The 14412-nt window shown below is 38.5% G+C and carries 12 protein-coding genes; 9 read left to right on the forward strand and 3 right to left on the reverse strand.

What is annotated here, in order from left to right:
* Positions 1-3054 (forward strand): pyruvate carboxylase (gene pyc, locus ACIQ2D_RS19095; RefSeq protein ID WP_402866900.1); only part of this gene is annotated, 3054 nt, incomplete at its 5' end.
* 383 nt (positions 3055-3437) lie between these two features.
* Here the strand turns inward: pyc and ACIQ2D_RS19100 are convergent.
* Positions 3438-4361: a COX15/CtaA family protein gene (locus ACIQ2D_RS19100; RefSeq protein ID WP_402866901.1), complete on the reverse strand. Its 924-nt coding sequence runs from the start codon at positions 4359-4361 to the stop codon at positions 3438-3440.
* Between the two features lie 337 nt (positions 4362-4698).
* Here ACIQ2D_RS19100 and cyoE point away from each other — a divergent pair, with 337 nt between their 5' ends.
* From cyoE to ACIQ2D_RS19135, 7 genes are all read left to right on the forward strand, one after another.
* Entirely contained in the window at positions 4699-5616 is a 918-nt protein-coding gene (gene cyoE, locus ACIQ2D_RS19105; protein WP_402866902.1) for a heme o synthase, read from the forward strand.
* Positions 5617-5716: 100 nt separating this feature from the next.
* The gene (coxB, locus tag ACIQ2D_RS19110; protein ID WP_402866903.1) at positions 5717-6805 is read left to right on the forward strand and encodes a cytochrome c oxidase subunit II; all 1089 of its coding nucleotides are present in this window, start codon (positions 5717-5719) and stop codon (positions 6803-6805) included.
* A gap of 40 nt (positions 6806-6845) precedes the next feature.
* The gene (ctaD, locus tag ACIQ2D_RS19115; RefSeq protein ID WP_402866904.1) at positions 6846-8744 is read left to right on the forward strand and encodes a cytochrome c oxidase subunit I; all 1899 of its coding nucleotides are present in this window, start codon (positions 6846-6848) and stop codon (positions 8742-8744) included.
* Positions 8744-9370, forward strand: coding sequence for a cytochrome c oxidase subunit 3 (locus ACIQ2D_RS19120; RefSeq protein WP_402866905.1), 627 nt, complete (start codon positions 8744-8746; stop codon positions 9368-9370). The genes ctaD and ACIQ2D_RS19120 overlap by 1 nt, the downstream gene beginning before the upstream one ends.
* 1 nt (position 9371) lies before the next feature.
* Positions 9372-9713: a cytochrome C oxidase subunit IV family protein gene (locus tag ACIQ2D_RS19125; RefSeq protein WP_402866906.1), complete on the forward strand. Its 342-nt coding sequence runs from the start codon at positions 9372-9374 to the stop codon at positions 9711-9713.
* A 153-nt stretch (positions 9714-9866) separates the two neighbouring features.
* Positions 9867-10796 carry a cytochrome c oxidase assembly factor CtaG gene (ctaG, locus tag ACIQ2D_RS19130; protein WP_402866907.1) on the forward strand — a complete coding sequence of 310 codons (930 nt, stop codon included), beginning with the start codon at positions 9867-9869 and terminating at the stop codon, positions 10794-10796.
* A gap of 35 nt (positions 10797-10831) precedes the next feature.
* Positions 10832-11293 carry a DUF420 domain-containing protein gene (locus ACIQ2D_RS19135; protein ID WP_402866908.1) on the forward strand — a complete coding sequence of 154 codons (462 nt, stop codon included), beginning with the start codon at positions 10832-10834 and terminating at the stop codon, positions 11291-11293.
* A 242-nt stretch (positions 11294-11535) separates the two neighbouring features.
* Here the strand turns inward: ACIQ2D_RS19135 and ytvI are convergent, their stop codons facing one another.
* Both ytvI and ACIQ2D_RS19145 read right to left on the reverse strand, forming a co-directional pair.
* On the reverse strand, positions 11536-12600 hold the full coding sequence (gene ytvI, locus ACIQ2D_RS19140; RefSeq protein ID WP_402866909.1) for a sporulation integral membrane protein YtvI: 1065 nt from the start codon (positions 12598-12600) through the stop codon (positions 11536-11538).
* A gap of 104 nt (positions 12601-12704) precedes the next feature.
* Positions 12705-13070 carry a YugN family protein gene (locus ACIQ2D_RS19145; protein ID WP_402866910.1) on the reverse strand — a complete coding sequence of 122 codons (366 nt, stop codon included), beginning with the start codon at positions 13068-13070 and terminating at the stop codon, positions 12705-12707.
* 148 nt (positions 13071-13218) lie between these two features.
* Here ACIQ2D_RS19145 and ACIQ2D_RS19150 point away from each other — a divergent pair, with 148 nt between their 5' ends.
* Positions 13219-14340: a CAP domain-containing protein gene (locus tag ACIQ2D_RS19150; protein WP_402866911.1), complete on the forward strand. Its 1122-nt coding sequence runs from the start codon at positions 13219-13221 to the stop codon at positions 14338-14340.
* The last annotated feature ends 72 nt before the right edge of the window (positions 14341-14412 follow it).

Genomic DNA, 14412 nt, shown 5'->3' on the forward strand with positions numbered 1-14412 from the left:
AATGCGGATATTCCAGTCATTCCAGGTACAGATGGACCTGTTTCTTCGGTAGAAGAAGTGCTGGCATTTGGTGATCAGTATGGCTATCCACTTATGATTAAAGCTGCTTTAGGCGGTGGCGGTCGTGGTATGCGTGTTGTACAGACAAAAGAAGATATTCAGTCGGCTTATGATCGTGCCAAATCAGAGGCGAAAGCGGCATTTGGGTCAGACGAAGTGTATGTAGAAAAATGTATATTAAATCCGAAACATATTGAAGTTCAAATAATAGGGGACAAGGAAGGCAATATCGTGCATTTATATGAGCGTGATTGTTCTATCCAACGTCGCCATCAAAAAGTAGTAGAAATTGCCCCATCGAATTCGATTTCAGAAGATTTAAGAAATAGAATTTGTGATGCAGCTGTGAAACTCATGAAAAATGTCTCGTACATAAATGCAGGGACAGTTGAATTTTTAGTCGCGGGCGATGATTTTTATTTCATCGAAGTAAATCCTCGTATTCAAGTAGAGCATACGATTACAGAGATGATTACAGGTATTGATATTGTGCATGCGCAAATTAAGGTCGCGGCGGGTTATGGCTTACATGGTGAAGAAATTCATATGCCACTGCAGGCAGATATTCCGTTATTCGGCTTTGCAATTCAAGCACGTGTGACAACGGAAGACCCTGCAAATGGCTTTATGCCGGATACAGGAAAGTTGATGGTGTACCGTTCAAGTGGTGGTTTTGGCGTCCGTTTAGACGCAGGAAATGGCTTCCAGGGTGCTGTTGTCTCACCTTACTATGATTCATTACTCGTGAAAATTTCGACTTCTGGTATGACATTTAAAGAAGCAGCGGCAAAAATGGACCGCAATTTACGAGAATTCCGTATTCGCGGGGTAAAAACAAATATTCCGTTTTTAAATAATGTCGTTGTACATGAGAAGTTTTTAAGCGGAACATTCGATACAAGTTTTATCGATACGACACCGGAACTTTTCGAGTTCCCAGATCGTAAAGACCGTGGAACAAAGTTACTTAGTTACATCGGGAATGTAACTTTAAACGGCTTCCCAGGCGTAGAAAAGAAAGCTAAGCCAATTTTCTCTCAGCCAAGCATTCCAAACGTTGATAAATTGATCGTACCTCCAGCGGGGACAAAACAAATTTTGGACACGCAAGGTGCAGATGGTTTAGTGAAATGGATTTTAGCGCAAGAGGATGTGCTGTTAACAGATACAACTTTCCGTGATGCGCATCAATCCTTACTTGCGACGCGTGTTCGTTCACAAGATATGTTCGAAATTGCAGATCAAACAGCGCGCATGATGCATAACTACTTCTCACTTGAAATGTGGGGTGGCGCAACCTTTGACGTGGCGTACCGTTTCTTAAAAGAAGATCCATGGGCGCGTCTAGCAAAACTACGCGAACAAGTGCCAAATGTGCTGTTCCAGATGTTACTTCGTGGGGCGAACGCAGTCGGTTATACAAACTATCCAGACAATTTAATCCGTGAATTCATCGCAGAATCGGCGTCTTCAGGTGTAGATGTCTTCCGGATTTTCGACAGTTTAAACTGGATTAAAGGAATGGAAGTGGCAATTGATGCCGCACGCCAATCAGGAAAAATTGCAGAAGCGTCAATCTGTTACACTGGTGATATTTTAGATGATTCACGCGCGAAATACTCTGTTCAATACTATAAAGATATGGCAAAAGAGCTAGAACAAACAGGTGCACATATTTTAGCGATTAAAGATATGGCAGGCTTATTGAAACCAGAAGCTGCTTATCGTTTAATTTCGGAATTGAAAGAATCTACAAACCTACCAATTCATCTGCACACGCATGATACAAGTGGCAACGGTATTTACTTGTATGCAAAAGCGATCGAAGCAGGCGTGGATATCGTTGATACAGCACTCGGTTCAATGGCAGGTTTAACATCACAACCAAGTGCGAACTCATTGTATTATGCGATGAAGGGCGGAAAACGTGAAGTACGTGCTGACATTGCATCGCTTGAAAATCTATCATACTACTGGGAAGATGTTCGTAAATACTATAAAGATTTCGAAAGTGGCATGAATAGCCCACATTCTGAAATCTACGTCCATGAAATGCCGGGCGGTCAATACAGTAACCTACAACAACAAGCTAAAGCAGTAGGGCTGGGTGATCGTTGGGATGAAGTGAAACACATGTATTCTCGTGTGAATCTACTATTTGGTGATATCGTCAAAGTAACACCATCATCAAAAGTAGTCGGCGATATGGCATTATTTATGGTGCAAAATGACTTGGATGAGGAAACAGTGATTTCGAGAGGGCAAACAATCGACTTCCCAGACTCAGTGATCGAGTTCTTCCAAGGCTATTTAGGACAACCACATGGCGGATTCCCACAAGAATTACAAAAAGTGGTCTTAAAGGATCGTGAAGCGATCACAGTTCGTCCTGGTGAGCTGTTAGAGCAAGTGAATTTTGAACAGCTTGAAATGATACTAGAAGAGAAACTGAATCGTTCTGTGACGAAACAAGATGTGTTAGCCTATGCGCTATATCCGAAAGTGTTTGAGGAATATGCAAAAACGCTTGATAACTTCGGAAACATATCCGTATTAGACACACCAACGTTTTTATACGGCTTGAAATTAGGCGAAGAAATCGAAGTAGAAATCGAAAAAGGTAAAACACTCATCATTAAACTCGTATCCATTGGCGAATCGCAGCACGATGGCACACGTGTGATGTACTTCGAGTTAAACGGTCAATCACGTGAACTCGTTATCCAAGATATGACGGTGGAAGTGGATGGCAGCATTACAATGAAGGCTGATCCAAGCAATCCAAACCAAATCGGCGCAACGATGCCTGGAACTGTATTAAAAGTCGTTGTCTCAAAAGGTAGCCAAGTGAAACGCGGGGACCACCTACTGATTACAGAGGCGATGAAGATGGAAACGACAGTACAGGCACCAAAAGATGGAGTAGTAAAAGAAGTTTATACGACTGCAGGCGATGCCATTTCAACAGGTGATCTATTAATTGAAATTGAATAATTACTAACATTTAAAGGCTATTACACGGCTTACACAGCGTGTTAATAGCCTTTTTTAGCATATTTACTGACTGTTTTATCAGGAAGAAGTTCTTATTTTAATAAGTAAGATAGTGAAAAATATTTGGGATGCAATGAATGTAGGAGGAGTAAAGATAGACAAAAAAATTTTTAATTGGATGTTAGTCATTGGAATCATTTTATTAGGGAACGTATTGTAACAAGTGTTTGTTGTTATTTGGACAGTCTATTTATCACTTTTTTAAAAGACTACATCTCCATAGCTCATATCGCTTAAATAGTAGAAGGAATTGGTATAAAAAGAGAAAACAACTAAATAAAAAAATCGACATACATTTTCATGTGCTGTCGATTTTAATAATACTATTTACTTTTTTCATTATGGTTGCTTCGGGATACGAGCATAATCATGTAACAAAGCAAACCAAATAGAAGTGAAATGAGTAATGAATGTACGAGTGCAATAGTTAAGTTCAATCTTGTTAGTACTACTAACATACCAGCTATAACTTGTAAAACAACAATACTGAAGGCAATGATCCAGCCCCAATAGATGATGCGTTGATCTTTGTATTCTTTTACTGCATGCCACGTTATGTATGCGATCCAGATGAAGATAATAAGAACAGCGATGCGATGACCCATTTGTACCCATTCATACATATTATTTGGTAACGCAAACGGCGTTTCATTATAACAAAACGGCCAGTCTGGACAGACCAAACTTGAATCTGTATGACGTACAAGAGCACCTGTATAAACAACTAAATAAGAATAAATTGTGACAGCAATCGTATGCCAGCGTAATTTTTTTCCAATAAATACTTGGTCAGCATCAAATTTCCTATCTACTTCAAAAACGATCATCGAAAGGAGTAAAACCGCTGCAAAGGAAATAAGTGAAATTCCGAAATGTAGTGCTAGAATGAAATCCCCTTGTCCCCATAATACTTGAGCTGCACCAATTAAAGCTTGCGCGATTAAGAAAAACATCGCTAAAAATCCTAAGAATTTTACCTCACGAATATGACCGAGTTTACGCCAAGTCCAAACTGTTAAACCAAGAATAGCAATCGAAACGACTCCAGTTACTAGACGGTGTGAAAATTCGATTAATACTTCTGGTGTAATTTCCTTTGGAATTAGAGAACCGTTACAATCCGGCCAATTTCGACCACAGCCCAAGCCACTATCTGTCTTTGTTACGAGTGCACCTCCAATTAAAATGAAGAGCATTCCAACTGTAGCGGCAACAGCAAACCACTTCATATACCTGTTGTGTTGCATAAAATAAGTCACCCACTTTGTCTATCCACATCACATCTTAGTGTAATGTTTCTGCTACTAGATAATATCTAAAATAAGGATAAAAAACAACTTGTATTAAGATGGTAGTAATGTATGTTGGCTCCATTTCACAAATTGTTCATAATTTCGTGCTTTAACCTTCACAATTCATTTTAGAAAATGATTTACTATAGATATGTTGATTTTAATTATATTTCTAGACGAGCTAATTTTTACATGTTTATCTAAATTTCACTAAACGTCTAGAAATCAATCGCAAATTTCGCTATAGTTATGGTTAGCGGAATATGCTTACAAAAATGAAAGGAGAGGTAATATGTCAAACGGTCGTACATTGACTGCTACTAGAAATACTGGTCCTGAAACAACATCTGTTGTAACCGATTTCTTAGCACTGATTAAAATCGGCATTGTTAATTCGAATCTTGTCACAACTTTTACAGGGATGTGGTTGGCCTTCCAGTTTACTGGTGGACACTTCTTGCAAGAGCTTGATGTTATCTTTTGCACGATGATAGGTGCGGCTCTCATTATTGGTGGTTCTGGTGCAATGAATAACTTCATTGATCAGGATATTGACCCAATAATGAAAAGAACAAAGACAAGACCAACAGTTACTGGTAGATTCAAACCAAGTCTTGTATTGACCATTGCACTCTCGTTTTTATTTGTAGGTGAAATTTTGTTATTTGCGGCATCATTTGCGGCCGGCATGTGGGGACTAGCAGGGATACTTGCTTATGTAGTTCTATACTCAATGTGGTCAAAAAGGAAGCATGTTAGTAACACGGTTGTAGGAAGTATTTCTGGAGCCATCCCGCCAATTATAGGGTGGGCGGCTGTTGAACCAGCACTAAGTTCCGGAGCACTTGCTTTATTTCTTATAATGTTTGCTTGGCAGCCACCGCATTTCTATGCACTTGCGATGAAGCGAACAGAAGAATATCGTGCGGCTAATATTCCAATGTTACCCGTTGTAAAAGGGTTTAAACGAACGAAGTACTCAATGTTTTTTTGGATTCTTTTATTATTACCATTACCGTTCCTTTTACCCGAGCTAGGGAGTGGATTTTTACTCCTTGCAACAGCATTGAATGTAGGTTGGTTAATCCTGGCGTTTAAAGGCTTTACAGCAAAAGATGATTTGAAATGGGCAAATAAGATGTTTATATATTCCTTGAATCATATGACAATCTTGTTTGTATCAATGATTATCTTTGCAGTGTTTAGCTAACTACTGGAATTCTTTCTTAATTATAAGAATTCACATAGACAGAACCAATGTCCTAGGTACACATGAAAATACAACAAAGAAAGAGGGGTTTAATTAAGCTATGATGAAAGGGCTTAAAAAGTGGCGTCTTTTTTCACTTCTAACAGTGATGATGGTCTTCCTTTCCGGATGTGGTGAAGAATATATTTCTACACTAAAACCAGCTGGTGAAGTAGGTAAAGAGCAATTAAATTTATTATTGTTAACTACTGGAATCATGACGCTAGTAGTAGTAGTAGTATCAGTTATCTATTTACTTGCATTCTTAAAGTTCCGTCGTGCTAAAGTAGGCGAAAATGTTATTCCTAAGCAAGTAGAAGGTAGCCACACTTTAGAAGTGATTTGGACAGTTATTCCTATTATCTTATTATTAATTATCGCTGTACCAGTTGTTACGGCTACTTACAAATTTGCAGATGTTGCTGCAATGGACGAAGTAGACGAAGATGGCAACAAAACTGCTCTTACAGTTAATGTAACTGCAAAACTTTACTGGTGGGAGTTCGAATATCCTAACCAAGGCATTATAACAGCTCAAGAATTAGTTGTACCAACAGGTGAAAAAGTTTACTTTAACCTAAAAGCGGCTGATGTTAAGCACTCATTCTGGATTCCTGCAGTAGGCGGTAAAATGGATACAAACGTAGAAAACGTAAACAAGTTCTACCTAGTATTTGACAAAGAATCAGAAGGTCTTAAAGATGGCGTATTCTATGGTAAATGTGCTGAGTTATGTGGTCCTTCACATGCTCTAATGGACTTCAAAGTTAAAGCGTTAAGCCCAGATGCATTCGATGCATGGGTTGCATCTATGCAAGCAACAGAAGGTCAAGTTGCGGATAAAGCATCTACAGATCTTGGTGAAGCAACATTCGCTAACAGCTGTCTATCTTGTCACGCGGTTTCAGGTGCAGGTTCGGCTCCAGGAATGGGTCCAAACTTAGCGACATTTGGTGACCGTAATCGTCTTGCTGGTTTCTTGGATCACAGTGAAGAAGACTTAAAAGCGTGGATTAAAAACCCTGAAGAATTCAAACCAGGTAACTTAATGATGAATGCTGATGGCACTGCACCAATCTACGGCGACTTATCTGACGAAGAAATTCAAGCTCTTGCAACTTACATCATGGGCTTATCTGTCGAAAAATAATTTTTAGTTTATGTTACAAACTTTGAAGGAGGTAAAAGTTGTGAGCTCATATACACAGAAAAAGGGCTTCGGAGCAACTGTCTGGGATTACATTACTACTGTTGACCATAAAAAGTTAGCAGTCATGTATTTATTAGCCGGTACATTGTTCTTTGCTATCGCTGGTTTTGAAGCGTTATTAATGCGTATTCAGTTAATGAAACCAAATAACGATTTCATTTCAGCTGGTTTTTTCAATGAATTATTAACAATGCACGGAACGACAATGTTATTCCTAGCTGCGACTCCATTGCTATTCGCATTTATGAACATGCTTGTACCATTACAAATTGGTGCACGTGACGTTGCATTCCCATTCCTGAACTCTTTAGGGTTCTGGTTATTCTTCCTAGGTGCGGTATTCCTTCACCTGTCATTCTTCATGGGTGGCGCTCCTGATGCGGGCTGGACTTCTTATGCATCATTATCATTATATTCTCCAGGTCATGGTATTGACTTCTATGTACTTGGTTTACAAATTTCAGGGGCAGGTACATTAATCTCGGGTCTTAACTTCATCGTTACGATTATTACAATGCGTGCTCCAGGTATGACATTCATGCGTATGCCTTTATTCACTTGGACTTCATTAGTATCAAGTGCATTAATCTTATTCGCATTCCCTCCACTTACAGTTGGTCTTTTATTAATGTTAATTGACCGTATGTTCGGTGGTAACTTCTTTGACCATACTATGGGTGGTAATACAGTTATTTGGGAACACTTATTCTGGATCTTCGGACACCCAGAGGTTTATATCTTAGTTTTACCAGCGTTCGGTTTATTCTCTGAGATTATTCCAACGTTCTCTCGTAAACGTCTATTCGGATACTCTTCAATGGTATTCGCAACAATCTTAATCGGTTTCCTAGGCTTCATGGTTTGGGCTCACCACATGTTCACAACTGGTCTTGGGCCAACTGCGAACGCAATCTTCGCTGTTGCGACAATGGCAATCGCCGTCCCGACAGGTATGAAAGTATTCAACTGGATCTTAACGATTTGGGGCGGATCCATTAAAGTTACAGTACCAATGCTATATGCACTAGGTTTCATTCCATCGTTCGTAGCTGGTGGTGTTACAGGGGTAATGCAAGCATCTGCTCCTCTTGACTACCAATTACACGATTCTTACTTTATCGTAGCTCACTTCCATTACGTAATCGTTGGTGGTATCGTTACAGCATTATTCGGTTCAGCGCACTTCTACTGGCCAATTTTCTTCAACCGTATGTTAGATGAAAAATTAGGTAAATGGACTTTCTGGGTATTCTTCATTGGATTCCATTTAACATTCTTCGTACAACACTTCCTAGGTTTAATGGGTATGCCACGTCGCGTATTCACTTACATGGAAGGTCAAGGTTGGGATCAGTTCAACTACATTTCCACTGTCGGTGCGGCAATGATGGGTGTAGGGGTTGTCATGATGGTAATCAACTGCTTACTGTCAATCAAACGTCCACCAGCTGGTCAAGATCCATGGGGCGATGGCCGTACTTTAGAATGGGCTATTCCACAACCAATTCCATTCTATAACTTCCGTCAAACTCCACTTGTTCGTGGATTAGATCCTTATTGGATTGAGAAACAAGAAGGTAACAAAGAAGGTATGGTATATGCTGAGCCACTAGGTGACATCCATATGCCAAACAACTCTGCAATTCCATTCGTAATTTCTGTTGGTATGTTTATCGCAGCTTTCGGTGCTCTTTACAGCCCACTTGGTGTTGCAGATGATTCACGTACATGGGCAATTCCAGTTCTAATCATAGGTCTAGCTATTACATTCGGTGCTATGATTGTTCGTTCTGTTAAAGACGATCACGGATTCCATTTACACAAAGAAGAAATTATGGAAATTGAAGAACAACTTTACGGCAAAGGGGGAAAAAAATAATGGATTACAACACAAAATTTACTCCTCATACTTGGCCAGATCATCCTGAACAAGCTACAATGGAAGGGAAAAATAAAGTTGTTGGTTTCTGGATTTTCCTTGCATGTGAAGTTGTACTTTTCGCAAGTTTATTTGCGACATACTTAGCACTTAAGAACAAAGGGCCTGCGGGCATGGAGTTCTCAACACAAGAATTATTTGAATTACCATTAGCATTTGCGATGACGATGTTACTTTTAACATCTTCACTGACATCGGTTTATGCAATTTACCATATGCGTAACTTTAACTACAAAGCGATGCAAACTTGGTTAGCAATCACGTTACTTTTAGGTGCAGGCTTCTTAGCTCTAGAAATCTATGAGTTCTATCACTATGTGCACCTTGGTTTCACTTTTGGGCAATCTGCATTCTCAACTGCGTTCTATACGTTAGTTGGTACACATGGTTTCCACGTAACTTTAGGTCTAGTTTGGATTTCAACATTACTAATTCGTAACGCTAAACGTGGTCTTAATCTGTACAACGCACCAAAATTCTTCGTAGCTGCTTTATACTGGCACTTTATCGATGTAGTTTGGGTGTTCATCTTTACAGTAGTATACTTGATGGGAGTGATCGGATAATATGTCACACGATACACCTGTAGTTGCTAAGTCTCAAACGCAGTACGAGTATGATCGTCATCACAATGCCGTTCATATGCGTAAACAAGTAATTAACTTTGCGATCATGATTTTCTTAACGTTTATCGCGTTCGCAGTAGTTGCTGCTGATTTCTCACCATATTTAATTATGCCATTCGTTTTGTTATTGGCAGGTATTCAAGTAGTGCTTCAACTTTATTCATTCATGCACTTAGAAGATAAAAAAACTCACTTCGGTGGCGTTATTGCATTCTTCATGTGGTTTGGTATTCTTGTAGCATTCACTTTCTTCCTTGCGTTCTTAACGATCGTTTGGTGGTAATCATTAGAAAAGCACGTTCCTACTATTTAGGAACGTGCTTTTTTGTCTCCAAATCGTGCTAAATGTGGGGAAATTGTTCACCTTTCGTTCATTGCAGTTCACAAGTAAGGGCTTTATAATAGGAGTATTGAAGTTTAGAGGGGTGCGTTTAAAATGTCACTTAGTATATTTGGTTTCCAAGCATTATGGAGCCCGTATTTAATAGGGGTTCTCGTTTTTATAACAGGATTGTATTTTTTAGTAACAATTAAATGGAGAAATGACTTTAAAGTAAATGAACCTTTGAAAAAGGGAGAGGCAATTTACTTCCTATTAGCCATGGTGACGATATATATTATTAAAGGGTCGCCTTTAGATTTAATGGCACATATAATGTTTACGGTACATATGGTGCAAATGGCTGTGTTATTATTACTTGTACCAATCTTCATTATCAAAGGGATTCCTTGGTGGCTATGGAAGGTTGCAATTGAGGCACCAGTCGTAAAACCATTATTTAGAGTGCTTACATTACCTGTAGTAGCTGTCTTGGTCTTTATTGGACTATTTTCGTTCTATCATTTACCATCCGTATTAGATTACATTAAGTTAAACGAAACATTACATGGTACATACACATTTGTATTGTTTGTTTCTGCTGTATTAATGTACTGGCCTATACTTCAAAAAATGCCAGATCGACAACAGATGAAGCCGCTTTATAAAATAGGTTATATTATCGCTAATGCAGTATTGATAACACCTGCTTGTGCACTTATTATTTTCGCACCTACTCCTATGTATGATACATATACAAATGGTGATGCTTGGTTGAAAGCAATGGAACTATGTGTACCTGCTTCAACTTTATCAGGGCTATCATTATCTGGACCGGAGTTATTTACTGATATGAAGCCTGTAGAGGATCAGCAGCTTGGTGGCGTAATAATGAAAATTATACAAGAAATTATTTTTGGAGTTTTACTTGCTTCTATCTTTACAAGATGGTATCGCTCTGAACAAAAGGATCCCGATAAAATTACTGCAGATGCATTAAAAGCGCATCAGGAAAAATGGAAAAACGAACATCAGCATCAAATGTAAAACTAGAAATTTTATACGTATAAGGGGTTTTGAGAATGAGTTTAGAATTATTACCCACGATTAGTACTTCGTTCATCGTCATTAGTGCGGTGTTAGTGGCAATCGGTTGGGGCTTAATAGTAAAAGGCAAAGTAGAAGCGCATAAAAAAGTAATGTTGGCTGCAGGTGCTGCCGCACTTATTTTCTTCATTATCTATGCTTCACGCACAATCTTTATTGGTAATACAGCATTCGGTGGTGGAGATGATTTAAAACCATACTATACATTCTTCTTAATTTTCCACATTATTTTAGCAACAACAGGAGCTGTTTTTGGTATTGTTAGTATTATTTCAGGTTTGAAAACAAACTTGAAGCTTCACCGTCGTATCGGACCAATTACAAGTATTATTTGGTTCTTTGTAGCAATTACAGGTGTAATGGTTTATTGTCTATTATACGTATTATTTGAACCAGGCGAAACAACATCGGTTATTAAAGCTATTCTAGGGTTTTAATATAATTCAGCAGTAAGTGCCTGCTGAATGCGGAACTCTGGCTAAGAACGCCGCGTCTTGCGGCAACGCCTGAGAGTGACCAACATCCTGTTGGCCCAACGCCTCCGGCGGATGTCACAGATTTTGAAAGGAGTCAATTGTGCAAGCGCAATTCAAAATCTGGACGCATTATTTTTCTGTGCGAAAGCGTAGCGTCAGCAACAATTACGCCGAGGCGTAATCTGTTAATAAAATCTCCCATCTTACTCTTCAGTAGGAGGGAGATTTTTTGATGGTGGTGGATTGATGAGGGTAACGATAACAACAATAACCAATGGACCAATTAATATACCAAGAAAGCCAAAGATTTTGAAGCCTATGAACATCGAGATGAGTGTAGAAAGTGAAGATAATCCAATTTGGTCACCAATGATTTTAGGTTCGATCATACGGCGAATTAAAAATAGCACGACAGTTAAAATTATTAGAGCCAATGCAAATAAATATTCGCCTGTTACAACTTTATAGATAGCCCATGGACCAAGCAAAATAATCGAATCTAAAAAGGGAATACCATCAAGTATAACGAGTAGCAACGCCAATACAATTGGGAAAGGCATCTTTAAAAAGAAGAAAGCTAGTGATGCTACAATGAAAATACAGATTGCTACTAAAAATTGTGCTTTGATAAACCCGAACAAAGCGATCTTAACACGCTGTGCAATTAGTATTAACTTTTGTTGATGATGAAAGGGAACAGGTGACAATAACTTTTTATTAATGGATGGTAGCTCTAAAAGCAACATGTACAAGACGATCCAATAGATGAGTACATCAAAAAGTATTGTCGGTAAATGCGTCATAAAGGATGACCAGTAGTTTAAATTTGTTAGTGAAAAGGCGAAATCTTCGAGAGAAATGAGCCCGCGAGAAATAAGTGTTTGAATCTGAATCACAAGTTCGAGTGGTAGAGGATGCGTATAGACTGCTAGTTTGGATTGCATTTGAATCCAGAATGCAGACAATTGGTTTATATATTCAGGGAAGTGATTCAAAAATGTCGAAAATTGCTTCCATGCTATATAGCCTAATAACAGACAAATCAAGGTACTGAGAATGAAAAATAATATAAAAAATATAGATACAACGACACTTCTTTTAAAGCGAAGTCTCTTTCCGATTTTTAGAACAAGGGGCTCTAGTAATAGGGCAGTTAAGTAGGCAAGTATAATCGGGAGCGATAAGGATGATAGCCAAAGGATTGCGGTAGCTATTAAAATAACTGTTATTGGATGGCGAAAAAAAGGTTTTTGGAAAAAGGTTTTCAATTTAAACACCTACATCATTTGAAAGATGTAGTTAGTATGAGGAGAAAATTTTTTTTTACAAGGGAAAAATAAAAAAGACTGGATATCCAGTCTTTCATCAGTAATTAAACACGGACTTCAAAAGCTTCTAAATCTAATTTTACTTTATTTAGAATTTCTTCGCATTTTTTAACAAGGTGTGCAGGGAAAACTTCACCTTCACCATATTCTACACCGTGTGGATAGTAGTATTTACCGATAACTGGTTTCATTAAAGTTAAGACTGCATCATGTGCGCCAACATCACCAGATTTAGCATATGCGAATACACGAAGGTAGAAACGTCCCTCACGAGTATCGAAACGACGGTCGAATGTCATGCGTTCATAATCCCAGCCGCCATCACATTCAAGACCATTTTTGTTCATAACGCTTTCGATTAATTCTTGGTCAGCTGTTAAATTTTCAAGGTTAGTATTTTCAAAATACATCTAATAATCCTCCTTTAGCTTTTCGTACATATAATACGCTCATTTTTATAATAGAGCATATTCGACATTGTTGCAATGACAACATTGTGTCAACGCACTTACAATTGATATAATAACTACCAATAATGGTGATGAAAAGGAGTAACGTATGAAAGCTTTATTTCGCATATTATTAGCTTGTGCAACGATTGCGTTTATCGGCTTTATATTCTTTAATACCGCTCGTGAAAATGAGCCATTAAAAGGGCCTAATGCGAATTCAAATGTAATCCCAAAGACCGAGTTAGAACAACCTGAAGAAGGTGCAATAACACGTCCGCAAAGCGGTTTGTCGATATTTGTCGGGCAAGGAGTGGGAGCTGTACTCGAACAATATGGAGAGCCAGCAAGAATAGAGCCGTCGTCGTTTGGTTATGATTGGTGGGTATATAAGTCAAGCGCAGCGACGTTTTTTATGCTAGGTGTACAAGAAGACATTGTGACACAAGTATACATAGCTGGTGATGAGTTAGATGCGTCTCCCTTTAAAATTGGACAAAAGCGAGATGACATTTATCGCATGACAATCATTGACTATGAAGTCGCTGCCAATGTCGACGATAATATTTTTATTTTTTCAATGAATGAAGAAGATATGCAGACACGTTTACTCGTTAAATTTGACGGCATTTTTGCACAGTTGTATATAGATGGAGAAACAGGCGAATTGCAGGGTGTACGCTTTACTGATAGTGAAACGCTAGTATTACACCAACCATATGAAATGATTTATCAAGGTGAGCTTGTTACACCAACACCACCATCTTCTTTTTTACAGCAAGATATTAACACAGCAAATGCCAAACAATTAAATGATTTAATCAATATCACACGTGTACATCATGAACTACCCTCGTTAGAAATCGACAAGGCACTTGATGAGGCGGCAAAAATGCATAGTGAGGATATGAAAATACAAAACTTTCTTGCACATGAGTCACCTACAAATGGCGATTTGAAAAAGAGGTTAGAAAACCAAGGCATAGCATTTAATGATGCAAGTGAAAATCTAGCAACTGCTTATTTCGATGCGATTGAGGCGATGCATGGATGGCTCAATTCAGCGGAGCATCGTAAGGTTATCATGGATGAGAAATACACAGTTGTTGGTTCAGGTGTATATTTAAATTACTATACGCAAATCTTTATTGAACCTTCAGAAGATAAAGAGAGCAGTGAGGAACAGGATAACGAATTACCTGTAGAAGGATCAGAAAATATCACCAGATAAATTAAAAGCAGTGTACACGGTAGGAACGTGTACACTGCTTTTTTTCGTCACCACGTTACAAACGTCGACATA

Source organism: Lysinibacillus sp. NPDC097287, from assembly GCF_044761695.1.
Taxonomy (GTDB): Bacteria; Bacillota; Bacilli; order Bacillales_A; family Planococcaceae; genus Lysinibacillus.

Bases quoted from the DNA above. Each gene is read 5' to 3' on its own strand.
- ACIQ2D_RS19100 (WP_402866901.1), bottom strand. From the start codon at position 4,361: ATGCAACACAACAGGTATATGAAGTGGTTTGCTGTTGCCGCTACAGTT.
- cyoE (WP_402866902.1), top strand. From the start codon at position 4,699: ATGTCAAACGGTCGTACATTGACTGCTACTAGAAATACTGGTCCTGAA.
- coxB (WP_402866903.1), top strand. From the start codon at position 5,717: ATGATGAAAGGGCTTAAAAAGTGGCGTCTTTTTTCACTTCTAACAGTG.
- ACIQ2D_RS19120 (WP_402866905.1), top strand. From the start codon at position 8,744: ATGGATTACAACACAAAATTTACTCCTCATACTTGGCCAGATCATCCT.
- ACIQ2D_RS19125 (WP_402866906.1), top strand. From the start codon at position 9,372: ATGTCACACGATACACCTGTAGTTGCTAAGTCTCAAACGCAGTACGAG.
- ctaG (WP_402866907.1), top strand. From the start codon at position 9,867: ATGTCACTTAGTATATTTGGTTTCCAAGCATTATGGAGCCCGTATTTA.
- ACIQ2D_RS19135 (WP_402866908.1), top strand. From the start codon at position 10,832: ATGAGTTTAGAATTATTACCCACGATTAGTACTTCGTTCATCGTCATT.
- ACIQ2D_RS19145 (WP_402866910.1), bottom strand. From the start codon at position 13,070: ATGTATTTTGAAAATACTAACCTTGAAAATTTAACAGCTGACCAAGAA.
- ACIQ2D_RS19150 (WP_402866911.1), top strand. From the start codon at position 13,219: ATGAAAGCTTTATTTCGCATATTATTAGCTTGTGCAACGATTGCGTTT.